24 protein-coding genes, 1 pseudogene and 1 riboswitch are annotated in these 24,149 nt (G+C 65.8%); of the genes and pseudogenes, 11 read left to right on the top strand and 14 right to left on the bottom strand.

Features of this window, described 5'->3' with window-relative positions:
* Position 1 precedes the first annotated feature (1 nt).
* The 5 genes from PJE01S_RS11750 to PJE01S_RS11730 form a co-directional block, all read right to left on the bottom strand.
* On the bottom strand, positions 2-391 hold the full coding sequence (locus PJE01S_RS11750) for a hypothetical protein (RefSeq protein WP_157090302.1): 390 nt from the start codon (positions 389-391) through the stop codon (positions 2-4).
* The gene (locus tag PJE01S_RS11745; protein ID WP_068833808.1) at positions 388-687 is read right to left on the bottom strand and encodes a Dabb family protein; all 300 of its coding nucleotides are present in this window, start codon (positions 685-687) and stop codon (positions 388-390) included. Before PJE01S_RS11745 ends, PJE01S_RS11750 begins: the two co-directional genes overlap by 4 nt.
* A complete protein-coding gene (locus PJE01S_RS11740) occupies positions 684-1,517 on the bottom strand; it encodes an intradiol ring-cleavage dioxygenase (RefSeq protein ID WP_068833807.1) in 834 nt (277 codons plus the stop codon). Before PJE01S_RS11740 ends, PJE01S_RS11745 begins: the two co-directional genes overlap by 4 nt.
* Before the next feature lie 29 nt (positions 1,518-1,546).
* Positions 1,547-2,605 carry a maleylacetate reductase gene (locus PJE01S_RS11735; RefSeq protein WP_068833806.1) on the bottom strand — a complete coding sequence of 353 codons (1,059 nt, stop codon included), beginning with the start codon at positions 2,603-2,605 and terminating at the stop codon, positions 1,547-1,549.
* Between the two features lie 132 nt (positions 2,606-2,737).
* Positions 2,738-3,667 carry a LysR family transcriptional regulator gene (locus tag PJE01S_RS11730; RefSeq protein ID WP_084389488.1) on the bottom strand — a complete coding sequence of 310 codons (930 nt, stop codon included), beginning with the start codon at positions 3,665-3,667 and terminating at the stop codon, positions 2,738-2,740.
* A gap of 274 nt (positions 3,668-3,941) precedes the next feature.
* On the opposite strand from PJE01S_RS11730, the pseudogene PJE01S_RS25155 reads away from it, so the two are divergent.
* From PJE01S_RS25155 to PJE01S_RS11720, 3 genes and pseudogenes are all read left to right on the top strand, one after another.
* Positions 3,942-4,037: pseudogene (locus PJE01S_RS25155) on the top strand (helix-turn-helix domain-containing protein); the annotation flags it as partial.
* A gap of 23 nt (positions 4,038-4,060) precedes the next feature.
* On the top strand, positions 4,061-4,873 hold the full coding sequence (locus tag PJE01S_RS11725) for a ChbG/HpnK family deacetylase (RefSeq protein ID WP_068833804.1): 813 nt from the start codon (positions 4,061-4,063) through the stop codon (positions 4,871-4,873).
* Positions 4,870-6,408 (top strand): ArnT family glycosyltransferase, encoded by a 1,539-nt coding sequence (locus tag PJE01S_RS11720; RefSeq protein WP_068833803.1) that lies wholly within the window; start codon positions 4,870-4,872, stop codon positions 6,406-6,408. Before PJE01S_RS11725 ends, PJE01S_RS11720 begins: the two co-directional genes overlap by 4 nt.
* Here PJE01S_RS11720 and PJE01S_RS11715 read toward each other — a convergent pair.
* The 6 genes from PJE01S_RS11715 to PJE01S_RS11690 all read right to left on the bottom strand — a co-directional run bounded on the left by PJE01S_RS11715 (position 6,376) and on the right by PJE01S_RS11690 (position 12,699).
* Positions 6,376-6,753, bottom strand: a complete 378-nt coding sequence (locus PJE01S_RS11715) for a GtrA family protein (protein WP_068833802.1) — start codon at positions 6,751-6,753, stop codon at positions 6,376-6,378. The genes PJE01S_RS11720 and PJE01S_RS11715 overlap by 33 nt on opposite strands.
* On the bottom strand, positions 6,750-7,745 hold the full coding sequence (locus PJE01S_RS11710) for a glycosyltransferase family 2 protein (protein WP_068833906.1): 996 nt from the start codon (positions 7,743-7,745) through the stop codon (positions 6,750-6,752). The genes PJE01S_RS11715 and PJE01S_RS11710 overlap by 4 nt, the downstream gene beginning before the upstream one ends.
* A gap of 138 nt (positions 7,746-7,883) precedes the next feature.
* Positions 7,884-9,305 (bottom strand): efflux transporter outer membrane subunit, encoded by a 1,422-nt coding sequence (locus PJE01S_RS11705; RefSeq protein ID WP_245660739.1) that lies wholly within the window; start codon positions 9,303-9,305, stop codon positions 7,884-7,886.
* A complete protein-coding gene (locus tag PJE01S_RS11700) occupies positions 9,302-10,429 on the bottom strand; it encodes an HlyD family secretion protein (protein WP_068833800.1) in 1,128 nt (375 codons plus the stop codon). Before PJE01S_RS11700 ends, PJE01S_RS11705 begins: the two co-directional genes overlap by 4 nt.
* A gap of 12 nt (positions 10,430-10,441) precedes the next feature.
* Entirely contained in the window at positions 10,442-12,091 is a 1,650-nt protein-coding gene (locus PJE01S_RS11695) for an MFS transporter (RefSeq protein WP_068833799.1), read from the bottom strand.
* Positions 12,088-12,699: a TetR/AcrR family transcriptional regulator gene (locus PJE01S_RS11690; protein ID WP_068833798.1), complete on the bottom strand. Its 612-nt coding sequence runs from the start codon at positions 12,697-12,699 to the stop codon at positions 12,088-12,090. The genes PJE01S_RS11695 and PJE01S_RS11690 overlap by 4 nt, the downstream gene beginning before the upstream one ends.
* 146 nt (positions 12,700-12,845) lie before the next feature.
* On the opposite strand from PJE01S_RS11690, the gene PJE01S_RS11685 reads away from it, so the two are divergent.
* On the top strand, positions 12,846-13,766 hold the full coding sequence (locus PJE01S_RS11685; RefSeq protein ID WP_068833797.1) for a LysR family transcriptional regulator: 921 nt from the start codon (positions 12,846-12,848) through the stop codon (positions 13,764-13,766).
* A gap of 17 nt (positions 13,767-13,783) precedes the next feature.
* Here PJE01S_RS11685 and PJE01S_RS11680 read toward each other — a convergent pair whose 3' ends face one another.
* A complete protein-coding gene (locus PJE01S_RS11680; protein ID WP_068833796.1) occupies positions 13,784-14,422 on the bottom strand; it encodes a LysE/ArgO family amino acid transporter in 639 nt (212 codons plus the stop codon).
* Between the two features lie 160 nt (positions 14,423-14,582).
* On the opposite strand from PJE01S_RS11680, the gene argP reads away from it, so the two are divergent.
* Positions 14,583-15,494, top strand: coding sequence for an HTH-type transcriptional regulator ArgP (argP, locus tag PJE01S_RS11675; protein WP_068833795.1), 912 nt, complete (start codon positions 14,583-14,585; stop codon positions 15,492-15,494).
* Here the strand turns inward: argP and PJE01S_RS11670 are convergent.
* Positions 15,485-16,792, bottom strand: a complete 1,308-nt coding sequence (locus PJE01S_RS11670) for a D-amino acid dehydrogenase (protein ID WP_068833794.1) — start codon at positions 16,790-16,792, stop codon at positions 15,485-15,487. The two genes, argP and PJE01S_RS11670, sit on opposite strands and share 10 nt — an antisense overlap.
* Before the next feature lie 215 nt (positions 16,793-17,007).
* Positions 17,008-17,100, bottom strand: a riboswitch (glycine riboswitch).
* A gap of 96 nt (positions 17,101-17,196) precedes the next feature.
* A complete protein-coding gene (locus PJE01S_RS11665) occupies positions 17,197-17,505 on the bottom strand; it encodes a PsiF family protein (RefSeq protein ID WP_068833793.1) in 309 nt (102 codons plus the stop codon).
* Between the two features lie 140 nt (positions 17,506-17,645).
* Between PJE01S_RS11665 and argS the strand changes: the two genes are divergently transcribed.
* The 6 genes from argS (at position 17,646) to PJE01S_RS11635 (ending at position 24,078) form a co-directional block, all read left to right on the top strand.
* The gene (gene argS, locus PJE01S_RS11660; protein WP_068833792.1) at positions 17,646-19,343 is read left to right on the top strand and encodes an arginine--tRNA ligase; all 1,698 of its coding nucleotides are present in this window, start codon (positions 17,646-17,648) and stop codon (positions 19,341-19,343) included.
* 54 nt (positions 19,344-19,397) lie between these two features.
* Positions 19,398-20,051, top strand: coding sequence for an SPOR domain-containing protein (locus tag PJE01S_RS11655; protein WP_068833791.1), 654 nt, complete (start codon positions 19,398-19,400; stop codon positions 20,049-20,051).
* Positions 20,052-20,133: 82 nt separating this feature from the next.
* Positions 20,134-20,799, top strand: a complete 666-nt coding sequence (locus PJE01S_RS11650) for a thiol:disulfide interchange protein DsbA/DsbL (RefSeq protein ID WP_068833790.1) — start codon at positions 20,134-20,136, stop codon at positions 20,797-20,799.
* A gap of 127 nt (positions 20,800-20,926) precedes the next feature.
* Entirely contained in the window at positions 20,927-21,568 is a 642-nt protein-coding gene (gene lptA / locus PJE01S_RS11645; protein WP_068833789.1) for a lipopolysaccharide transport periplasmic protein LptA, read from the top strand.
* A 4-nt stretch (positions 21,569-21,572) separates the two neighbouring features.
* Positions 21,573-22,367, top strand: coding sequence for an LPS export ABC transporter ATP-binding protein (gene lptB, locus PJE01S_RS11640; protein ID WP_157090301.1), 795 nt, complete (start codon positions 21,573-21,575; stop codon positions 22,365-22,367).
* 157 nt (positions 22,368-22,524) lie between these two features.
* On the top strand, positions 22,525-24,078 hold the full coding sequence (locus PJE01S_RS11635) for an RNA polymerase factor sigma-54 (protein ID WP_068833788.1): 1,554 nt from the start codon (positions 22,525-22,527) through the stop codon (positions 24,076-24,078).
* Positions 24,079-24,149: the final 71 nt, after the last annotated feature.

Genomic DNA, 24,149 nt, shown 5'->3' with positions numbered 1-24,149 from the left:
GCTACAAATGTTCGCCCGGTAGCAGGCGGGCCGTGCGCGCCAGGCGGGCGAGATCGGTGTCGAATCCCACGGCCAGCACATGGCGTGCGCCCAGCCGCTTGCCGACTTCCAGCGCCGGCACCAGCTGGGGCACATCGGTCGTGGGCTGCAGCCAGATCGCCTCGATGTCGAGCAGGCGCACGCCGGTGGCGCGCAGGCGCTGATCGATCTCGCGCACCAGCGCGGGGTTGCCGACCACATCGACCACGGCGTCCGTGGCCATGGGCGGCACGATGCGGATGCCGCAGTACTCGAAGCCGCCGGCGGCCGTGGCGTCGATCAAGGCCAGCGGATGGGCGGCCAGCATGGTGAGGTGATGCAGGGAAAGTTCAGGGGACTTCATGGCGTTCATGCGGCGTAGTCCACCTGGTGACGCGTGGTGCGCAGGCCGGCTACCTCGGCCTTGACGCGCAGGTGTTCGGGGTGATCGGCATAGGCGTCGAGGTCGGCCTGGCTGGCAAACTCGCTGTAGAGCACCACGTCGCAGGCATAGTCGATGCGGCTGTGGTCCGCGCCGATTTCCAGACAAAGCAGGCCGGGAATGCGGCCGCGCAGGCTCTCGAAGCTGCGCCGCACCTGGGCGATGGCGGTGGATTTCTGGGCGGCCGAGTCGCCGCGCACGGTCCACATGACGATGTGCTTGATCATCTTGCTACGGGGTTGAGTACAAAGTCGTAGTTCAGCAGGTAGCTGCCATCCGGCTGCTTCGCCCAGTCCGCCACCAGCGACTGGCGCACGCCGAACACGGCATCCGAGTCGAGATACTGGTCACCGTCGCGAAAGACATGGGTGATCAGCGTCTCGTAGCCTTCGGCCTTGATCATGAAGTGCAGGTGCGCGGGCCGCCACGGGTGGCGTTTCGTGGCGTTGAGCATGTCGCCCACCGGGCCGTCGGTGGGGATGGGGTAGGCCTCGGCCACGATGGTTTTGAAGTGAAAACCGCCGTCGGCGCCCGAGGTCAGCACGCCGCGCGCCTGGGGCTGCGTCAGCCCGGGCTTTTGCACGTCGTAATGGCCCTCGTTATCGGCCTGCCAGACCTCGATGGTGGCGTTGGCAACGGGTTTGCCGTCCAGGCCGCGCACGGTGCCGCGAACCAGGCAGGGTTCGCCGCTGGCGCCGTTGGCCACGTCTTCGCCATGTTCGTAGTGCGGTGCACCCTCCACATAGAACGGACCGAACACGGTGGCCTCGGTGCAGCCCTGGGGCTTGTCGTTGTTCATGGCGACCGTCAGCATGGACAGCCCCAGCACATCGCTGAGCAAAATGAATTCTTGCCGTGTGTCGCTGCACTTTTGACCCGTGGCGGTCAGGTACTGAATGCCCGCGAACCACTCGGCTTCGGTCAGTTTGACCTCGCGTGCAAAGGCGTGCAAATGCTGGACGAGGGCGGTCATGATTTCATGCAGCCGGCTGTCCGGCGTGTTGGCGAGCCGTGCCAGCACGGCTTGGGTGATGTTGTCCTGGTTGAGGTTTCTCATGGTGTTCTGGCGTTGTGGCTTAAGGGTTTTCAGGTGGGGCGCACGCCCTCAAAGGCGTTTTGCAGCAATTGCCGAAGGGCAGGGCGCTCCAGTGGCCGGGGGTTGGGGTACTGGTTCTGCAGGGCGAGGTCACAGGCTTGGTCCAGATCGGCCTCTTGCATGCCGATGTCTTTCAGGGCCACCGGCGCGCCGTTGTCGCGGGCCAGGTCAAACACCGCTTGCGGGGCTGAGTCCTTCAGCAATGCGCGCGCGATCTTCTGCATGGCCAACGGCGCGGCTTCGGCGTTGTAGGCCAGTGCATGCGGCAGCACGATAGTGTGGGTCTCGGCATGCGGCAGGTTGAAGCTGCCGCCCAGTGTGTGGCACAGCTTGTGGTGCAGTGACATGCCCACATTGCCCAGCACCGTGCCGCAGAGCCAGGCGCCGTACAGGGCATCGGCGCGCGCCTCCAGGTTGCTTGCTACTGATTTGATAGCTGGTAGCGCCCGTCCCATGGCGGCGATGCCCTCTTGGGCCATTAAATCCATGATGGGGTTGCTGTCGGCGGCATAAAGTCCTTCGGCGGCATGGGCGATGGCATTGATGCCGCTGGTCATGCTCAGTGCCACGGGCAGGCTCAGGCTCAGCTCGGGGTCGTAGATCACGGTGCGCGGCAACACCCGCGGGTCTTTGCCGGTTTTCTTCAGCCCCCCCTCGGTGATGCCGTAAATCGGGGTCATTTCCGAGCCGGCGTAGGTGGTGGGAATGGCCAGAATCGGCAAGCCGGAGTCCAGCGCGATGGCCTTGCCCAGGCCGGTGGTGGAGCCGCCGCCGATCGCCACGGCGCAGTCGGCGCCAAGTCCTTGGGCCACTGCCCGGGCTTCGCGGGCGGTTTCGATCGGCACATGCATGACGGCGCGGTCGAAGATGCCGGCGGCGCGGCCGCCCAGCAGGTCGGCCACTCTCTCGGCTGAGGCGCGTTGTTCGGGGGTGCAGAGAATCAGGGCTTTGGTGGCACCCAGCGCCTCGATCTCGCGCGCCAGGTGTTGCAGGCTGCCTGGGCCGAAGACGACCCGGACTGGCTGGCTGGTGTAGATGAAGTGGTGCATGGGCCTTGGTGCGTCTTGCTGTTCGTGAGAGCAAGTATGGCGAGGCCTGGATGATCGGACAAGCGTGGTGGCGGAAATCAGTTTTCCGTGTGGCGCAACGTTGGCCCGCCGGGATGATGGAACGAAGGCTTCTCAGCCAACATCAAGCCGCGCGGTCCACTTGCGTTCGTAGTCCATCCTGGCGAAGTACTCCGCCATGAAGTCGATGAAGCTGCGCACCTTGGCCGAGAGATGCTTGCGGCTGGGGTAGGCGAGGTTGATGGTCAGGCGCGGCAGGTCCCAGGCGTCGAGCACCGGCACCAGCCGTCCGGCCACGATGTCGTCGTACAGGATGTAGGTGGGCTGGATCAAGATGCCCATGCCGTCGAGCGCGGCGGCGCGCAGGATCTGGCCGTCGTTCGATTCCAGCAGGCCCCGCACGTTGACGACGCTGGTCTGCCCGTCGCGCGTGAAGCGCAGCTCGTTGGGGTTGTTGGCGTAGGTGTAGATCAGCAACTTGTGCCGGCACAGGTCTTCCAGCGTCCCGGGCTTGCCGTGCTGCGCGATATAGCGCGGCGACGCGGCCAGGATGCGGCGCGTCTCGCCCAGCCGTCGGATGGTGATGTTGGAGTCGGGCTCGACCTCGCGCGTGCGGATGGCCACGTCGATGTTGTTGTCGATGATGTCCAGGTAGCGGTTGGCGGCTTCCACATGCACTGAGACGTTCGGGTAGCGCTGCGTGTACTCGCGCAGCAGCGGCGCGATGTGGTGCATGGCAAACGACAGCGAGGCCGTGATGCGCAACTGGCCCGTGGGGTTGATGGCGGCGGCGTTCACCGCCGCTTCGGCATCCTGCAGGTCGGCCAGGATGGCCTTGCTGCGCAGAAGGAACTGCTGGCCGGTTTCCGTGAGGTACAGACGGCGCGTGTTGCGTTCCACCAGCCGCGCGCCCAGGCGCTCCTCCAGCGCCGACAGGTGTCGGCTGGCGGCTGCATTGGAAACCTCCAATGCCTCGGCGGCCCGGCTCAGAGAGCCGGTTTCAGCCACCTGTACGAACAACTTCATTTCAGTCCAGCGGTCCACGGTTGTCTCCTGCTTTCGTAAATTATCGAGGGCTCAACGAAGCGATTTCGTCGGCCAGTGGAAAACACATTTCCTTGCGAGTCACGGTGCCAGGCACTGAAGCGTGAGTACGGTGACGTGAAATCTGGCCTGCGGCGCTCGACACGCAGCCCAGCTACAGCGGCGCCGATGAAGCCCCTCAGGCCAAGGCATCACGGGCCCGCTTGAAAGTTTAAATTGTCGGAATCGATGCCAAAAAATGACGGATTCAGAACAGTTGTACACATAATTCGAGATGGACAAACTCAAGCAGCTGGAGTCTTTTGTGGCCGTGGTCGCGCGCGGTAGCCTGACGGCGGCGGCCAAGGCCGAAGGTGTGGCGCCCGCCATCAAGCCCGGATTCTGGCAAGGGCGATGAAATACCTGACGGTTTGCGCGGACGACTTCGCCGCCAGCGAAGGCATATCGCAGGGCATCGCCCGGCTCGCTGGTCTGGGCCGCATCAGCGCCACCAGTGCCATGGTCTTGTCGCCGCGCTGGGCGGAGGATGCCGCGTTGCTGCAGGAAGTGCGCGGGCACATCGACGTCGGGTTGCATCTGGACTGGACGAGCGCGTTTGCGCACGCGGCCGGGCATGGGCTGTCCTTGCGGGGCGCCATGCTCAAGGCCGTCATGGGCGGCTTTGACCAGGCGGCGGCGCGGGCGGTGATTGAGCGGCAGCTCGACGCGTTCGAGGCCGTGTGGAAGGGGCCGCCCGACCATATCGACGGGCACCAGCATGTGCAGCAGTTTGCCGGTATCCGGCAGGCCCTGGTGGCCGCCGTGCGGGAACGCTATGCTATGAATAACAGAGCGTACTTTCGCCTTTCCATGGGCGCAAAGCCGGATAGCAGCTTCAAGACAAAAGTGATTGCCGGCCTGGGCGCGGCCGCGCTGGCAGGGCTGGCGAAGACGGCGGGCATTGCCAGCGCACCGGCCTTGTCGGGCATTTATGACTTTAGCGGCGGGGCGCAACGCTACGCGCAGTTGATGGCGCACTGGCTGCACGAGGCGCCCGAGGGCGCCATCCTCATGTGCCACCCCGCGGCGTGGGCCGAGGCGGGTGACGAGATCGGTGCGGCCCGTGCCTGGGAGTACGCGTATCTGGCCGGCGACGCTTTTCCCCAGGCGCTCGCAAGTGCCGGCGTGATCTTGTCGCGTGGGGCGCAGCTACACTTGAATGCGTGACTGAACAACGTAAATCCTGGCTCACGCTGGCCGCAATTTTTCTACTTCTTTTGGTGCTCGCGACGCTGCGACCACTGGCCGTGCCCGACGAGGGCCGCTACGGGGAGATGGGCCGCTGGATGCTGTACAGCGGCGACTGGCTCACGCCGCGCCTGAACGGGATTCCCTTCTTTCACAAGCCGCCCTATCTGTACTGGCTGGAGGCGGTCTCGCTGGCCACCTTGGGCGTGAACGCCTGGGCGCTGCGCCTGGTACCCGCGCTGCATGCGGGCTTGATGCTGCTGGCGATGTACGCGAGTGCGCGCCGGTTTGCTTCTGAAAGCATAGCGCGCCGGGCCGTGTGGATGCTGGGCAGCAGCCTGTCGTTTCTGCTGGGCGGGCAGTATGTGAACCACGACATGCTGGTTGCGGCGTGGATAGGCGTGGCCATCTGGTGCTTTGCGCTGGCCTTCATGCACGCGGACAGGCCGCAGGCGAATCTGGCCCGCTGGGGCTTCGTGGCCTGCGCGCTGGGCGTGCTGTCCAAGGGCTTGATTGGCGTGGCGCTGCCGGGCCTGGTGCTGCTGGTCTGGCTGCTCTGGACGCGGCAGCTCAAAAAGGTGCTGTACCTGCCCTGGGGCTCGGGCCTGGCCCTGTTTGCCGTGATCGCGCTGCCCTGGTTCTGGTTCGCGGAGCGCCAGTTTCCCGGCATGCTGGATTACATGTTCGGCACGCAGCAGGTGCGCCGCTTCAGCGCCACCTCGTTCAACAACGGGCAGCCCTGGTGGTTTTACGGGCCGTGTCTGGTCGTTTTGTTGTTCCCGTGGGTGTTTTTTGCGATCAATCAGGCCGTTGCCCAATTGAAACGGTCGCAGGCAGCTACCAATTTAATAGCAAGTGCCTGGCGGGCGCTGTGCTGGATCTGGGTGCTGGCGATCATTGGTTTCTTTTCCATCCCGAGCTCGAAAATCATAGGCTACGCCTTGCCGGTCATGCCGCCGCTTGCGCTGCTGGCGGCAATGGGCTGGGATGACGCCATGGCCAGACTCAGGCTCGCCGCGCGGGCGCGGGGCCGGTGGTTTGCCGCGCTGTGTCTGGCCAGCCTGGGCATTGCGGTGGCGGCCAACATGGCGGCGGCAGACTACACGCGCAAATACGGCGCGCAGGATGTTGCGCAGGCACTCCAGGCGGCCGGGGCCCAAGCCTCGGACACGGTCTACCTGCTGGGCGACTATGCCTACGACCTGCCGTTTTACCGTCAGGCGAGCACGCCCATGCTGGTGATTCAGGATTGGCCGGCGCTGCGCAAGCTGGACGGCGATGACTGGCAGCATGAACTGCTGGACGGGGCTGGTTTTGATGCCCAGGCCGCGCGCGTGCTGCAGGCGCCCGAAGTGCTGGCGCAGGCCGGCAAGCAAGCCGGGGTGTGGGTGGTGGCTGGCCGTGACACCCCGCTGGACGGTTTTGTTCGGGTGTTCAAGGGCCGCGCCTGGTCGCTGTACCGGCCGCAGGCCGCCAATGGATCAGCGCCTGAAGGCCCAAAACCGGCTGAGTAAAAAGGTCTGTCCCGCAGCCAGCACCAGCGCGACAAACAAGGCCATCAGCGCGGGCCAACCGGCCACGCGCAGCAGCAGCACAAACAGCCCCTCATTGCTCGCAAAGCCCGCCAGTGCGGTCACCAGAAAGCGCTGAAAGCTTTGCGTCACGGTGGTGCCGGCATCGCGAAAAGTGAGCAGCCGGTGCCCGCCAAAGCTCACAAAAAACGCCACCACAAAGCCGAAGGCATTGGCCAGCTCGGGCCACAGGCGGTGCTGCGTCAACGCAAATACGGCCATGTGTGTCAGGGCGGCGCCGGCGCCCACGGCCAGGAACCAGAATCCGCGCCTGAGCGGGTCCGTCATGGGTGGCGAGGGCCCAGGTCGCATCCGCCCTGCCCGTCGGGCAAGCCCTGGCCGCTGCATTGCGCCACGATGTAGCTGGGCCGCCGCTTCACCTCGTCGTAAATACGGCCCACGTACTCGGCCAGGATGCCCAGGCCCAGCAGCTGGATGCCGCTTAAAAACATCATGCCCACCACCAGCGTGGCGTAGCCGGGCACTTTGATGCCCCAGAAGAAATACTCCACAACGACCCAGCCGCCATAGCCCAGCGCCGCTGCCGCGAGCAGCAGCCCCCCCAGAGTCAGCAGCCGAAGCGGCGCCGTTGAAAAGGCCACCATGCCTGTGAGTGCCAGCGAGAACGATCCGCCCATGCCAAACTTGCTGAGGCCGTCGGCGCGCGGCAAGGGCTCGTAGTCAATCGCTGTGCTGTGAAAGCCTACCCAGGCGTACAGACCCTTCATGAATCGGTTGCGCTCGGGTATGGCCTTGAGGGCGTTCACCACCTGGCGGTCCATCAGCCTGAAGTCCCCCGCGTTGGCCGGAATCTCGATGTGGCTGCCCCAGTTGATGAGCTTGTAAAACAGCCCGATCAGGCCCGCCTGCAAGGCCGACTGGTCCTCCCTGGCCTTGCGCACCGCATACACCACATCCGCGCCTTGCTTCCATTTCGAGAGCATCTCGGGCAACAGCGACGTGGGGTGCTGGCCGTCTGCATCCATCTGTATGACCACCTCGCCGCGCGCCATATCCAGCCCCGCGGTGAGCGCCGATTCCTTGCCAAAGTTGCGCGACAGCCTCATATGCACCACTTGCGCATGGGCTGCGCACAGGCCCTGCATCACGCGGGCGGTGTCGTCCGTGCTGCCATCGTCCACCACGATCAACTCGGCCTGGGGTGACAGCTGTTGCAGCGCGGCGAGCGTCTGCGGCACTACCGCGCCCAGGTTGCTCGCTTCGTTAAAGGCGGGTATGACGCAGGAGATGGTGGGCGTCGTGTGGGGGCGGGGGTTCATGCCCGCATCATGCCAAAGAATATGGCGCAAAACGGAAATCAGGCCGATCAGCCATGCCAATCCGTGCCCATCGCAGCGGATTGAGCGCCGCCCGGGCGGCTGTATTTTGCTGCTAAAACGATAGCTGGTGGCGCATGTTCAGTGCGGGCTGGGGGCTGTTTCGGTCAATGATTCAGGCTGCCAGCCGCCGCCGAGGGCCCGGTACAGGCCGATGTGGGCCGTGAGCTGGTCGGCACGCAATTGCAGTGCGCTTTGCTCCGCGCTGAACAGGTTGCGCTGCGCGTCCAGCTCGTCGAGGTAGGAGGCATAGCCCTCGCGGTAGCGGTTGCTGGCCACGCGCACCGCTTCCTGCAGGGCCTGGCGCTGGGCGCTGACTTCAATGCCCTGGCGCGCCAGCTCCTGCACCGCCGCGAGTTGGTCTTCGACTTCGGCGAAGGCCGTCAGCACGGCTTTTTCGTAGCCGGCAAGCGCCTGATCGCGCCGCGCATCCGAGGCCCGTACCTGCGCGCGCAGCCGGCCGCCGTCGAAGAGGGGCGCCAGCACGCTGCCGCCCAGGCTCCACAGGGTGAATGGATTGCCCGTGAGCGCGCTCGAACTGATGCTGCCCAGGCTCGCCGACAGGCGCAGCGAGGGCAGCAATTGCGCGCGCGCGGCCGCCAGCTGGGCGTCGCTGGCGGCGAGCTGGGCCTCGGCGCCGGCGAGGTCGGGCCGGCGCCGCAGCAGCTCCGACGGCAGGCCCGTGCCTGGCAGGGCCGGCAATTGCAGGGCCTCCAGCGTCAGCCCGCGCGGGATGGGGCCGGGCGCCGCGCCGGTCAGCACGCTGAGCCCATGCTCCTGGCGGCGGATCGCGAGTTCGAGTTGCGGAATGGCCTGCGCGGTGGCGCGGTATTCGGCTTCGCTTTGCTGGGTTTCCAGCGCCGAGGTGTAGCCGCGCTGCTGGCGCGAGCGGGCCAGCTGCTGCGCTGATGCACGGGAGGCGAGCGTCTCGTGCGCCACCTCCAGCCGGGCATCGAGCGCGCGCAGGTTGATGTAGCCCGAGGCGGTGCCCGCCGCCACGCTCAGCGCGGCGCTGTCCTGTGCGGCCTTGCTGGCCTGCAGCTGGGCATAGGCGGCGCGGTTCAGCTCGCCGAGCTTGCCCCACAGGTCGACTTCATAGGACGCCTGGAATTGCGGCTGGACCACGCTGGCGTCGTAGGGCTTGCCGGTCGCGGCGCTGATGCTGCGGCTGCGCTGAACGCCAGCGCCAAAGTCCAGGCTGGGGCCGCTCGCGGCCTGCTGGGCGTCGCCAAGGGCGCGTGCCTCGGCGACGCGGGCGGCGGCGGCGCGCAGGTCGCTGTTGTGGGCCAGTGCCTGGTCCACGAGGGCATCGAGCACCGGGTCGCCAAAGGCGCGCCACCAGCCGGTCTGGAGCACCGCGCCCGGCGCCACGGTGGGCGTGGCCTGCCAGGCGCTTGGCACGGCCATGGCCGGCGTGGGCGTGTTCGGCATGCTGCCGCAGGCCGGCAGCAGCAGGGCGGCGGCCAGACTCAGCGCGCCGCAGCACATCGTGTGCCGCCTCATGATGGATTTCCCGCGGTGGGTGCCTGGGCTCCGCTGCCCGGGCGGGTGTCGACTTCCACCACCACCGACATGCCCGGTCGCAGCCGCTGCGCCAGCGCCTGGCCAGCATCGACGGCAATGCGTACCGACAGGCGCTGCGGGATTTTGGTGAAGTTGCCGGTGGCGTTGTCCTGCTTGATCACGCTGAACTCCGATCCCGTGGCCGGCGACAGGCGCTCGACATGGCCCGTGAGCGCGGCGTCGGCCAGGGCGTCGACGTGAAAGCGCGCCGCCTGGCCGGGCGCCATGCGGGCGGTCTGGGCTTCCTTGAAATTCGCTACCACCCAGACCTGATCCGGCACCACCGCCATGAGCTGCGTGCCGGGGGTGACATACTGGCCCAGCTTGACGCCCACCTCGCCGACATGGCCGTCGCGGGGCGCGCGGATCTGGGTGTTTTCCAGGTCAATCTCGGCGAGCTTCACGGCGGCGCGGGCGGATTCGACGCCGGCTTCGACCGCCTCGCGGTTGACCACCACCGTCTGCAAATCCTGCGTGGCCACGGCCTTGCCGGCCTGGGCCTGTTTGGCGGCGGCTTCGGCCTGCTTCAGCGCCGCCTCCGCCTGGTGCAGGGCGGCTTCGGTCTGGTCGCGCTCGCGCTGCGACAGCGAGCCGTCCTGCGCGAGCGGCGTGGCGCGGCGCATGTCGGCCTGGGCGCGCTGCAGCTGGGCCTGGGCATTGGCCAGTTGGGCGTCGGCCCCGGCGATCTGGGCCTGCGTGCTGCCCAGGGTGGCTTCGCGGGCACGCCGGGCCTGCACGGTGTTGGCCAGGTTGGCCTGCTGGGCCGACAGGCTGCTGCGCGCCTGATCGAGCTTCTGGCGGTAGATGCGGTCGTCGAGCCGCACGATCACCTGGCCGGCTTTCACCGCCATGTAGTCCTGTACCAGCACCTCGGCCACGTAGCCGTCCACCTTGGGCGCGACGATGGTGACCATGCCGCGCACATAGGCGTTCTCGGTGGACTCGGTGCCGGTGTGGAAGGGCGGCAGGCGCCAGGCGTAGAGCACCAGCGCAAGGCAGGCCAGGGTGGCCGCCAGCACGATCCAGGTGCCGCGGGCGCGAAGGGTTTTGGCGAGAAAGGTCATGGTGGAAGTCGATCAGGAAGAGGTGGCAGGAAGTTCGGCGGCGGGTGTGTTGCGTCGCGCGCGGTGCCAGCGGTGCGTCTTGATGCCCGCAAAAACGAGGAAGCCCAGCGTGGAGGTCAGTGCCACCGTGTGGAACAGGTCGTTGTAGGCCATCACATACGACTGCTGCGTGACCTGCTGGCTGAGCAGCGTGAGCGCCTGGTTGCCGCGCGCCGCCGCATCGTTCAGGGTGGCGGCGTAGGCGCCGCCCAGCTGGGCCAGGCGCTGCACGACCTGCGGATCGCTCTGCTGCAGGTGCTCGACCAGCTGGCCGTAGTGCAGCCGCTGCCGCTCCGCCAGCAAGGTGGACAGCCAGGCCTGGCCGACCAGGCCCGCCAGCGCCTGGCCGCCGCTGAACACGGCGATGAAGCTGATGAGGTTCTTCATCCCGCCGGCGATCACATGGCCAAAGCCCTGCAGCATCGCCGAGGCCAGGAACATCGAACTGGCCGCCGCGAGCAGCGTCTGCGACAGGTAGAGGTCGTGCGGACGGGTGAGCACGGTCGATTGCCCATCCATCCAGGCTGCCAGCATGATCAGCACCAGCGCGGCATCGCCCAGGAGGCCGAAGCGGCGCGAGGGCAGGGCCAGCAGCGCGAGCCCAAAGCCCGCCATCGTGCCCACGGTGACAAAGACAAACAACAGGTGCATCTGGTCATTGGTGAAGCCCAGGGTGTTCATGAGGCCGACCGCGCCCACGCTCTGTTCGGACAGCACGATGCGAAACAGCAGGATGGCGGCCATGAAGCGCAGCATGAAGGGGCTGGCGAGCCAGTGCAGGTCCAGCAGCGGCTTTTCGCGCCGCAGCTCGATCACGAGGTAAAGCCCGAAGCACAGCACCGCGCCGGCCAGGCAGACGCCAAGCCAGGGCGTGTCGCTCCACCAGCGCAGGCGGCCCTGCGTCAGCACCACGCACAACAGGCCCAGGGCGAGCGCATAAAGGGTGAAGACTATGCCGTCGCCGCGCGCGAACATCTTTTGCGTGGGCACGTGTTTGGGTCGCACCACATTGATGGCCGCCACGCAGAGAATCGCCAGCGCCGCGTCGACCAGGTGAATGCCCTGCCACTGGCCGTTTTGCAGCAGTTCTTCGGAAATGATGCGCGACAGGGGGGCGCCGATCTGCGTCATCGCAAAGCCCAGCACGGCGCCGGTCATGGCCCTGGCGGGCGGGAAGGCCTGCACCATGTAGAGCACGGCCAGGCTGCTGATGGGTGCCGCCGCCAGGCCCAGCGCCGCGCGCACCGCGATCGCCGACCCCAGGTGCTGTGTGAACAGGTGCGCCAGGGCCAGCAGCAGGAAGAGGACGATCACGACATCGGCAAACAGGCGCAGCCCATACTGGTAGCGCACCTTGGTCAGCAGCAGCGATGCGGTGATGTTGGTGGCGAAGTAGGCGGTGGTGAGCCAGCTGGCCTCGGCGGCCGTGGCCCCCAGGGAGCCCTGAATACCCGTCAGGTTGGAGTTCACGAGGTTGACCCCCAGACCCTGCGTGATGCCCAGCAGCAGGGAAACCGCCATGAAGCTCAGGCCCTGCCACATATTCCAGGGGTCTGCGGGCGCCGGTGCCGGTGGCGCTGCAGACGTGGAGGCCGGCGCTGCCGCAACATGCTGATTGCTCATCGCGACGCCTTCGGGGGAATGGTGCGCACCATGGGCATCACCATGCCGTCAACCAGGCGCTCAATGGAAGCGCGGCTGACTTTCTCGGCACGGGTGTTGTAGCGATAGAGGATCATGGCTGGCACGATGTCCAGCAGCACATCCATTTCTGCCGGGGCGGCGATTTCGCCGCGCGCGATCGCCCGTTCTAGCAAGGCCAGCACCTTGGCGCGCCGGGCGGTGAGCCGCTCCGGGGCCACTTTTTCGGTCCAGGCCAGGTGCTGGCGCACATTGCCCAGCATTTCCTGCACGGCGGCCTGCATCACATGGTTGCCTATGCCGTAGTAGTGCTCATAGAGCTTCACGAGGTCGTCGCGCAGCGAGCCGGTGTCCACCTCGACGTCGATAGGCGAGTACAGCGTCAGCGCTTCGGCCAGCAGTTCGTCCTTGGACTTCCAGCGCCGGTACAGCGAGGCCTTGCCGGCGCCGGCGCGCTGCGCCACCGCTTCCATGGTGACCGCCGCGATGCCGCTCTGGCCCAGCAACTCCATGGCGGCGCGCAGGATGCTGGTGTCGAGCGCGGCATCGCGCGGGCGACCGACCGGGGGCGTGAGGGGGGTGGAAGTCATGAGATATACGGAACGATTTAGTTTCGAAACTATAGTGTATCGAAAAATCCCGAGTCTTGCTGGCGAAGTCGTGGCAGCTGCGGCTGATTTACTGGAATCAAGGGTAAAAGCGGGTTGATTCCAAACATTCATCGCCATAATCAGGTATGGACAAACTCAAGCAGCTGGAATCCTTTGTGTCGGTGGTGGCCCGCGGCAGCCTGACGGCGGCGGCCAAGGCCGAGGGTGTGGCGCCCGCCATCATGGGCCGCAGGCTCGATGCGCTGGAGGAGCGGCTGGGCGTGAAGCTGCTGGTGCGCACCACAAGGCGCATCGCCCTCACGCATGAGGGCAGCGCGTTTCTGGAGGACTGCCAGCGCGTGCTTGCCGACCTGGCCAATGCCGAGGCCAGCGTGTCGGCGGGCGGGGTCAAGGCCAGCGGCCATTTGCGCATCACCGCACCGGCCGGGTTTGGCCGCCGCCATGTCGCGCCGCTGGTGACGAAATTCCGCGAGCAGCATGCGGACGTGACGATTTCGCTGAACCTGAGCGACCGCGTGGTCGATCTGGCCGGTGAGGGCTTCGACTGCGCCGTGCGGGTGGGCGATTTGCCCGACTCTTCGCTGGTCAGTGTGCGCATGGCCGACAACCGGCGCCTGTGCGTGGCCACGCCGCGCTACCTGAAAATGCACGGCACGCCGCAGCATCCCAGCGAGCTGGCCAAATTTGACTGCCTTGCGCTGTCCAGCGATGCCTCGCAGACGCGCGGCTGGGCGTTTCAGGTGGACGGCGAACTGATCCATCTGAAGCCCGGCGGTCCGCTGGATTGCTCCGACGGGCAGGTGCTGCACGACTGGTGTCTGGCCGACTGCGGCATTGCCTGGCGCAGCACCTGGGAGGTCGAGTCGGAAATTGCCGCCGGCCGCCTGGTGGCGGTGCTGGAAGACTTTGCGGCCCCGCCGAATGGCATTTACGCGGTGTTTCCGCAGCGCAAGCATTTGCCGCTGCGGGTGCGGCTATGGATTGATTTCCTGAAGCACCATTACAGCCAGTCCGAGTTCTGGCGTTCCGCGGCCGCGCCGGCGTGAGCGCCGCGCTCAACAAATCAGAACAGGCCCTTCACCAGCCACAGCGCCGTGCCCCACATCATCAGGGCGACCAGCGCATCCAGTGCGCGCCAGAAACGTGGGGAGTTCAGGTGCCGCCCCAGGCACCACATGGCAACGCCCAGCGCCGTGAACCACAGCAGGGAACCGGTGGCCGCGCCCATGCCAAACACGGCATTGTCCGGCTGGCCATAGGCCAGCGAGGCCGTGCCGATCAGCACGGCGGTGTCCAGCCAGGCATGGGGGTTGAGCCAGGACAGGGCCAGCGCCAGCGCGATGGCCTGGCGGCGCGACACGCCGGCCGCCTTGCCCGCCGGTGCGTCCGTGCGGAGGGTCTGGCCCGAAGGCCTGAGAAAGCGCTGCATGGCCAGTGCGCCGTAAGTGAGCAGCACCAGCGCGCCCGCGCCTGTCAGGGCACCCAGCAGCTTGTCGGACAGCCCGCCCAGTTGTGCCAGGCCGGCCACGCCGGTGGCGATCAGGACGATGTCGGTGGCCACGCAGATGGCGATCGTGAGCCACAAATGCTGGCCGCGCAGGCCCATGCGCATCACATGGGCGTTTTGCGGACCAATGGCCATGATGAGCGACAGGCTCAAAACCAGGCCGGCGAAGAAGGCCGGAGCAGTGAACAGATTCATGAGGCGGACAAGGAGTGGCGTGAGGAAAAGGCAGGTTGCCCAAGATGGACCGGGCTGCTGCGCCCTGAAGTCCCTGCGCATGAGTGTCGCCAAAAGCGGGAATTAATTAAACAAAATTAACTAAAATTAAGTTTTATCAATAAATATTAAAGTTATTGCCGTGCTGGATGCCCGTCAACTGGATGCGCTGGCCGCCGTCATTGAACACGGCAGTTTTGGGGCGGCCGCCAAGGCTTTGAGTCTGACGCTCGCGGCGGTGTCCCTGCGCATCAAGTCGCTGGAGGCCGACTTGGGGCAACGCCTGCTGGTGCGCGGCAAGCCCCTGCGCGCGACGCCCGCGGGCCAGGCCTTGCTGGGGCATGTCAAACAGGTCAGGTTGATGGAGGCGGACCTGGTGGCGGGCCTGCCCGGCGGCGGCAAGGCCGCCTGCATGCAGAGCCTGAGCGTGGCGGTGAATGCGGACTCGCTCACCAGCTGGTTTCTGCCGGGCGTGGCCGCGGCCGCGCACCAGCACCGTCTGCTGCTCGACATCGTGGTGGATGACCAGGACCACACCCACGATGCGCTCAAGAGCGGCGCTGTCGCCGGCTGCGTCACCACGCTGGCGCAGGCCATGCGCGGCTGCGTGGCCGAGCCGCTGGGCCTGATGCGCTACCGCTGCATGGCGGCACCGGCGCTGATTGCGCAGTGGGGCGCCGCCGCTGCGGCTGGCGGCACGGCCCTGTCGCGCCGCCTGTTGAGCAGCCCGGCGGTCATTTTCAACCGCAAGGACGCCTTGCAGGATGCCTTTTTGGCGCGGCATTTCAATCTGCAGAACGCCCTCTATCCGCACCATGTGGTGCCCGCCGTGGACGCTTTCGAGCTGGCGCTGGAGCTGGGCATGGGTTGGGGCATGGTGCCCGACGTGCTGCTGGCCGCGCGCCCGCGCCAGCAGGCCCTGCGGGAAATCTGGCCCGATCACCCGGTGGATGTGATGCTGTACTGGCAACACTGGGTGAGTGAGCCGGTATCGGCCCAGCGGCTCACGCGGGCCGTGAAGGCGGCGGCCCGCGGCTGTCTGCTTCAGGCTTGAAACGTTGCGGGCTTGCCCAGTGAAATAGGCTTGTGCCGCCCGGACAGGCCCGTGAAGGCAAAGTCCACCTGGGGCGTCAGCCCGCTCACGATGTCGGCAATCGCCGCGCCGGAGCCGCAGGAGTGGGTCCAGCCCAGGGTGCCATGGCCCGTGTTGAGAAACAGGTTGCTGGTTTTTGACCGGCCTATGTAGGGCACGTTGGAGGGCGTGGCCGGGCGCAGGCCGGTCCAGTACCGGGCGTTGCGGCCGTCGCTCATGTCGGGGAAGAGCTCGCGCACGCGCCGCACAATGGCTTCGCAACGCACCAGGTTCAAGTCCGTGTTGTAGCCATCAAGCTCGGCCGTGCCGGCAATGCGCAGGCGATTGCCCAGGCGCGAGAACACCAGCTTGTATTCGTCGTCCGTCAGCGAGACGCTGTACGACGCGGCCTCGTTGGTGACCGGCAGGGTGACGGAATAGCCCTTGGCGGGGTAGATGCGCAGGCTCTGGCCCAGCAGCCTGGCCCACTGCGGGCTGTACGAGCCCAGGCACATGACATAAGCGTCAGCGCTGATGTCGCTGACCACGCCCTCGGTGCTGGCGATCTGTATGCTGCGCAGCTGATCGCCTTCCTTGCGCGCGCCCACGATGCGGGTGTTGTATAAAAACTCCACGCCCTGGGCGGCGCACAGGGCTGCCAACTGGCGCGTGAAGGCGTGGGCGTCGCCCGATTCGTCGCTGGGCGTCATGCTGCCACCGACGATTTTCGACCGGCTGGCCGCCAGCGCGGGTTCGATGGCCACGCATTCATCGGGCGTTTTCATCTCCAGCTCGCAGCCATACTCGCGCATCACGGCGGCGGGACCCTGGGCATCGGCAAACTCCTTCTCGCTGGTGTAGAAATGCAGGATGCCTTCGGTTTTTTGCTGGTAGTCCATGCCGGTGTCGGCGCGCAGTTTTTGCAGCGTCGCCCGGCTGTACAGGCCCAGGTTCACCATCTGCTTGATGTTGTGGCGGGTTCGGCCCGGCGTGCACTGGCGCAGGAAGTCCAGGCCCCAGAGCCACTGGTTCAGGTCGGGACGCAGGCGAAACAGCAGCGGTGCGTCTTCGCGCATCAGCCATTTCAGCACCTTCAGCGGCGCGCCGGGGTTGGCCCAGGGCTCGGCGTGGCTGACCGAAATCTGGCCGCCGTTGGCGAAGCTGGTTTCCAGCCCTGCACCAGGCTGGCGGTCGATCACGGTGACCTCGTGACCGGCCTGGCGTAAAAACCAGGCGGAAGTGATGCCGGTCACGCCGGCGCCCAATACGGTAACTTTCATAGCCAAATCTCCAAGGAAAAAGAGGTCGCAGGCCAGAACGGGTGTGCGCAAGCAGCTATGAAATCGATAGTGAATTTCATGGCGGCAGCGTGCACCAGTGCTGGTGCCGCTCCCACTGTCCTTGGTACCTGAGAGATTCAACCCGGTGCGCCGTGCATCGGGTTTTGCTCCTTCGGTGGCGGCAGCGTTGCGCTGCAGCTCTCTCCAGATTCGGCATGGTTCATTCAATACGTGGGCCTGAGCGATCATGGGAGATTGCGCCTTCGGCGGTTGGCGCGGTGGCGCAAACGCTCTCTTGAATGAGTCCCGATTCTGCCATGGGTGGGACCATGATGGCCATGCGCCCAAAAGAAAACCCCGGCAGCTCTGGGCTGGCGGGGTTTGCAGGGGGAGGAAGCCGGAGCTTACTTGCTCAGGCACTCTTTCATGAAGGCCTTGCGCTCGTCGCCTTTTTTGCCGGCGGCATCCTTGTTGCAGGTCTTCATCTTGCCCTGCTGGCTCGTGTCTTTGGCGGCCACTTCTTGTTTGGCGCTCAGGCACTCTTTCATGAAGGCCTTGCGCTCCTCGCCTTTTTTGTCGGCGGCATCCTTGTTGCAGGTGCTCATTTTGGTTTGCTGGGCGGTTTTGGCCGGGGCATCCGCGGCATGGGCCGCGGCAGACAGGCCCATGGAGAAGGCAAAAGTGACCGCGATCAGGGACAACAGCTTTTTCATGGTGGCTCCAAAAGTAAAGGAATCAGGGTTTGAGTTCCGGCTGGAATTCCAACACATAACGTTGCGCCCGGCAAATTCGCTGACCGGGGCTGGCCGCGCCGCTTCCCGGCCCCGGCCTGGCTTAACCGTAAAATCGGCCCATGCTCTCGATTAAAAAAGACCTGCTCGCGGCCCTGGCTGCCGGGCTGGAAGAACTCTCCCCCGGCGCCGGTGACAAAGCGGCTTTTGAATCCCCCAAGGTGGCGGCCCATGGCGATTTCGCCTGCACGGCGGCCATGCAGCTGGCCAAGTCGTTCAAGCAAAACCCCCGCCAGGTGGCGGAAAGCCTGCGCGCACTGCTGCTGCTGGCGCCCGCCTTCGAGCGCTGGGTGGACGCGGTGGAAATCGCCGGCCCCGGCTTTATCAACATCCGCCTGAAAACATCGGCCAAGCAGCAGATCGTGCGCGAGGTGCTGGCCGCCGGCGAGGCCTTCGGCCGGCAGCCCGCCACGGGCGAAAAGGTGCTGGTCGAGTTTGTCTCGGCCAACCCGACCGGACCGCTGCATGTCGGCCACGGCCGCCAGGCCGCGCTCGGCGACGCGATCTGCAACCTGCGCGCCACGCAGGGCGACCAGGTCTGGCGTGAGTTCTATTACAACGACGCCGGCGTGCAGATCCAGACCCTGGCCAGCAGCACCCAGCTGCGCGCCAGGGGCTTCAGGCCCGGCGATGCCGAGTGGCCCAGCGGCGACAAGGCCCCGGCCTACAACGGCGACTACATCGCCGACATCGCCGAAGACTTCAAGGCAAAGAAGACCGTCAAGTCGGATGACCGCGAGTTCACGGCCAGCGGCGACATCGACGACCTGGAGTCGATCCGCGAGTTCGCCGTCGCCTACCTGCGCCGCGAGCAGGACCTGGACCTGCAGGCCTTCCGCGTCCGCTTTGACCAGTACTACCTCGAGTCCAGCCTCTACACCAGCGGCCGCGTCGAGGCGACGGTGCAAAAGCTGGTCGCCGCCGGCAAGACCTACGAGCAGGACGGCGCGCTGTGGCTCAAGTCGACCGACTACGGCGACGACAAGGACCGCGTCATGAAGAAGGGTGACGGCAGCTACACCTACTTCGTGCCCGACGTGGCCTACCATATCGCCAAGTGGGAGCGCGGCTTCCACAAGGTGGTGAACATCCAGGGCACCGACCACCACGGCACCATCGCGCGGGTGCGCGCCGGCCTGCAGGCGGCCGGTGTCGGCATTCCGGCCGGCTACCCCGACTACGTGCTGCACACCATGGTGCGCGTGGTCAAGGGCGGCGAGGAAGTCAAGATCAGCAAGCGCGCCGGCAGCTACGTCACGCTGCGCGACCTGATCGAATGGACCAGCACCGACGCCGTGCGCTTCTTCCTGCTGAGCCGCAAGCCCGACACCGAGTACACCTTCGATGTCGACCTGGCCGTGGCGCAGAACAACGACAACCCGGTCTATTACGTGCAGTACGCGCATGCGCGGATCTGCTCGGTGCTGGCGGCCTGGACGGAAAAGGACGCTGGCGACGCCGCAACCCTGAAGGACGTGGACCTGTCGGCGCTGGAGAGCCCGCAGGCCCAGGCGCTGATGCTCTTGCTGGCCAAATACCCCGACATGCTCACCGCCGCGGCCAGGGATTTCGCGCCGCACGATGTGACCTTTTACCTGCGTGAACTGGCCGCCTGCTACCACAGCTATTACGATGCCGAGCGGATTCTGGTCGATGACGTGGCCGTCAAGCTGGCCCGCCTGGCGCTGGTCGCCGCCACCGCGCAGGTGTTGCACAATGGCCTTGCGGTGCTGGGCGTCAGCGCCCCCCGCAAGATGTAAAAACATGAGGCAAGCCGCGTTTGGCAAGGAGTTTGGGCAAGGTATGAACAAGGTATGAAAACACAACGAGGCGGAACCCTGCTGGGTTTGATTATTGGCGCGCTGATAGGCCTGGGGGCCGCGCTGGCCGTGGCGGTCTACATCACCAAGGTGCCTGTGCCCTTCATGAACAAGAGCCAGCCGCGCAACCCCGACAGCGATGCCGCGGAAGCCAAGAAGAACAAGGACTGGAACCCGAATGCACCGCTGGCCGGGAAAAACGCCGTCAAGCCGCCGCCTGCCGGCGAGCTGGGCAATGTCCCGGCCGAGCCCGGCGGCGCCGTGACCCCGCCCGGGGCCGCTGCTTCATCGTCATCATCGGCGGCCGTCACTGCCGCACCCAAAACCGCCAAACCGGCCGTGTCGGCCGATCCGCTGGGGGATCTGGCCAAGGCCAAGCTGGAGGGCCTGGCCAACGGTGCCAGTGCCGATCCCTTCACTTATTTCGTCCAGGCCGGCGCTTTCCGCACCCCGGAAGACGCCGAGCAGCAGCGTGCCAGGCTGTCGCTGCTGGGCCTGCAGGCCAAGGTCAGCGAGCGCGAACAGTCGGGCCGTACCGTCTACCGCGTGCGTCTCGGGCCATTTGATAAAAAAGACGAGGCCGACAAGGTCAAGGAACGGCTGGACAGCAACTCGATAGAGACCGCCCTGGTCAGGGTGCAACGCTAGGGTGAACAGGCCCTAAGCCGGTTGAACTTTTTTGCGCCAGGGCGTCAAACCCCTGCAACATCGATACCAGGAGTAAATTTTGATGCAACGACGTGAGTTTTCGCTTTCCGCCGCTTCCGTGGCCGCTGCCGCCGCCTTGGGCGCAGGCGCGCTGCCAACCGCGGTGCAGGCCCAGGCCCGGGCCTTCAAGGATGGTACCGATTATTTGAAGCTGGACAAGCCGGCGCCGACCGAGGCGCCCGCCGGCCAGGTCGAGGTGGTGGAGTTCTTCTGGTACAGCTGCCCGCACTGCAATGCCTTTGAGCCGCAGCTCGAAGCCTGGATCAGCAAGGCGCCCAAGGATGTGAGCGTGCGCCGCGTGCCGGTGTCTTTCCGCCCCGATTTTGAGCCGCAACAGCGTCTTTACTATGTGCTGGAAGGCATGGGCAAGGTCGCTGAGCTCCACAAAAAGGTGTTTTACGCCATTCATGTGGAAAAACAGGCGCTCAACACCGCCGACCTGGTGGCGGCCTGGGCGGACAAACAGGGCATCAACAAGGCCAAGTTCGTCGAGATGTACAACTCATTTTCCGTGAGCACCAAGGTGCGCAAGGCCACCCAGCTGCAGGACATCTATGCCGTGGACGGCGTGCCGGCACTCGGCATAGGCGGGCGTTACTACACCTCCGGCTCGCTGGCCCAGACCATGGAGCGTGCGCTCCAGGTCACCGATTACCTGATTGGGCAATCACGCGGCAAGGCCAAGTAAGGCCGCGCCCGGCACAAAACCCGCCGCCGCCGGCGGGTTTTTTTATGGGCCAAATTTGCCCTGGAAGCCATTCCGTCACCGGCCATGGCTACAATGGCAAAACCCTCTGCAGCAAGATTCGTGCCTTATGAAACCCACCCTTTTCTCCCTGATCGTGACGGCCGCCCTGGCGGCGGGCGTGGTGTTTCCGGCCGCTGCCGAACGGGCCGACCGCGACAAGCCCATGAACGCCGAGGCCGATGCCCTGCGCTACGACGACCTGAAGCAGACCAGCGTCTTCACCGGCAATGTGGTCATCACCAAGGGCACGACCATCGTCCGCGGCGCGCAGGTGGATGTGAGCCAGGATCCCGAGGGTTACCAGCTGGCGATTGCCATTGCGGCACCCGGCAAGCTGGCCTATTACCGAAAAAAACGTGACGGCGTCGACGAGTACATCGAGGGCGAGGGCGAGCGCATCGAATACGACAGCCGCGCCGACCTCGTCAAATTCATCAAGCGCGCCGTGGTGCGCCGCTACAAGGGCGCCACGCTGAACGACGAAACCACCGGCTCGCTGATCGTTTACGACAACAACACCGATGTGTTCACCGTCGATGGCGGCGAGCAAAACCGCACGGTGGCCAACCCCAGCGGGCGGATTCGCGCCATGCTGTCGCCGGGCGCCGCTGCCCCGGCACCGGGCAAGCCGGCGCCGCCCGCCGGGCCCGTGCCCAGCCTGCGCCCCAGCGTCACGCTGGGCGCCGATAAAAACCAGAAAGAACCCTGAGCCGATGCATGTGGTGACTGATACTTTGGCGGCGGATTTGGCGGTCGCGCCCGCCATTCCCAGCCGCCTGGTCGCGCAGGGGCTGCAGAAATCCTACGGCAGCCGCAAGGTGGTCCAGGATGTCTCGCTGTCCGTGCAAAAAGGCGAGGTCGTGGGCTTGCTGGGCCCCAACGGGGCCGGCAAGACCACCTCGTTTTACATGATCGTGGGCCTGGTGCGCGCCGATGCGGGCGAAATCTCCATCGATGGCCGGTCCGTCGAGCAGATGCCGATTCACCTGCGCGCCCGCCTGGGCCTGAGCTATTTGCCGCAGGAGGCTTCGATCTTCCGCAAGCTCACCGTCGAGGAGAACGTGCGTGCCGTGCTGGAGCTGCAGCTGGACGCATCCGGCAAGCCGCTGGGCCGTGCCGACATCGAATCGCGGCTGGACGCCCTGCTGCAGGATTTGCGGGTGGACCACCTGCGCGACTCGCCGGCGCCGGCGCTGTCGGGCGGCGAGCGCCGCCGCGTCGAGATCGCGCGGGCCCTGGCGACCCAGCCGCGCTTCATCCTGCTGGATGAGCCCTTTGCCGGCATCGACCCGATTGCCGTGATCGAGATCCAGCGCATCATCGGCTTCCTCAAGTCGCGCGGCATTGGCGTGCTGATCACCGACCACAACGTGCGTGAAACGCTGGGCATTTGCGACCACGCCTACATCATCAGCGACGGCCATGTGCTGGCCAGTGGCACACCCTCCGAGATTGTGAACAACGCCGATGTGCGCCGTGTTTACCTCGGCGAACACTTCAGGATGTGATGGCTCCCCCCCGTTGTCGCTCACTTCGTGTAGCTCCCTCCCCCCTCAGGGGGCTGCGCCTGCGGCCCGGCAAAGCCGGTTCCGCGGCCCATGCTTGTGAATTCGCTCCCTTCTGTGGCTCGCTCACTTTGTCCGACCGTGGGCGCTTGGGACTGTCGTGAAACAGGGTCTCTCACTTCGCGTCTCGCAGCATCTGGCGCTCACGCCGCAGCTGCAGCAGTCGATTCGCCTGCTGCAGCTGTCCACGCTGGAGCTGAGCCAGGAAGTCGAGCAGATGCTCGACGAAAACCCGTTTCTGGAGGTGGCCGAAGAGGCCGCGGTGCGCGAGGAATTCGGCCTGGAGCACACCAACACGCCGGTCAGCCAGGACAGCCGAGAGTTTGAATCTGCTACAGATTCAGTAGCTACTGGCGCAGATAGCGCGGGCGCTACAAGCCAAAATGATGTCGAAATCGGCGCGGAATCCGGCGCCGAAATCAAGATCGAGGACAGCTGGGACGGCGACGGCACGGTCGAGTCCGCGCCCGATGACAGCGAATGGGGCGGCGACGCGCAGCCCCGCAAGAACAACATCGACGACAGCGAGGCCGAGGCCTCCGACCTGGCGAGTGCGCATGTGTCGCTGCAAGACCATTTACACCGGCAGGCGCTGGGCCTGCGCCTGTCCGAGGAAGACCGCGCGGCCCTGCACTTCCTGATCGAATCGCTCAACGACGATGGCTACCTCGAAGACAGCCTGGCCTCGCTGGCGGCCGGCCTGGCGGGCGATGACCTGGAGGCCGCCGAAGAGCTGGTGCAGCGCTTTGCCATGGCGCTCAAGCTGCTGCAGCACATGGAGCCCGCCGGCGTCGGCGCGCGCAACCTGGCCGAGTGCCTGAGCCTGCAGCTGCTCGACTGCAGGAACTGCGAGGAAACCCGTGCCGCCATGGCCATGTGCCAGCAGCCCATGGAGCTGCTGGCCAGGCGCGATGTCAAGCGCCTGTCGCACCTGTGCGGTTTCCCGGAGGCGGTCATCAAGGGCGCCATCGCCGTGATTGCCCGGCTGGACCCCAAGCCCGGCCGGCGCTTCGTGAATGTCGAGCGCAACCTCATCGTGCCCGACGTCATCGTCGTCAAGTCGGGCCGGGGCTTCAAGGTTTCGCTCAATGGTGACGTGATGCCGCGCCTGCGCGTGCACGACATTTATGCCAACGCCCTCAAGCAGCACAACGGCAAGGGCGGCGGCGGGCAGGCGCTGCAGCAGCGCCTGCAGGAGGCGCGCTGGTTCATCAAGAACATCCAGCAGCGCTTTGACACCATACTGCGGGTGAGCAGCGCGATCGTGGAGCGCCAGAAGAACTTTTTCACCCATGGCGAGCTGGCCATGCGCCCGCTGGTGCTGCGCGAGATCGCCGATGAGCTGGGCCTGCATGAGTCGACCATTTCGCGGGTCACCACGGCCAAATACATGGCCACGCCGTTCGGCACTTTTGAGCTGAAGTATTTCTTTGGCTCGGCGCTGGGCACCGAAACCGGCGGCAATGCGTCGAGCACGGCGGTGCGTGCGCTGATCAAGCAGTTTGTCACCTCCGAGAGCCCCAAAAAGCCGCTCAGCGACAGCCAGATTTCGGAAATGCTCAAGGAGCAGGGCATTGAATGCGCGCGCCGCACCGTGGCCAAATACCGGGAAGCCCTGCGCATCGCGCCCGCCAGCTTGCGCAAGTCGCTGTAAGCGGCACCGTCCTCTTTACTTTCAGGTCGCCGTCGCGCAGCATTCCAGCCGGGCGTCACGCCAATTTTCAA

The sequence above is a fragment of the Polaromonas jejuensis NBRC 106434 genome (genome assembly GCF_001598235.1).
GTDB lineage: Bacteria > Pseudomonadota > Gammaproteobacteria > Burkholderiales > Burkholderiaceae_C > Polaromonas > Polaromonas jejuensis.
Note: the sequence above shows the minus strand (reverse complement) of the source record. Positions and strands in the feature narration are given on the sequence as shown.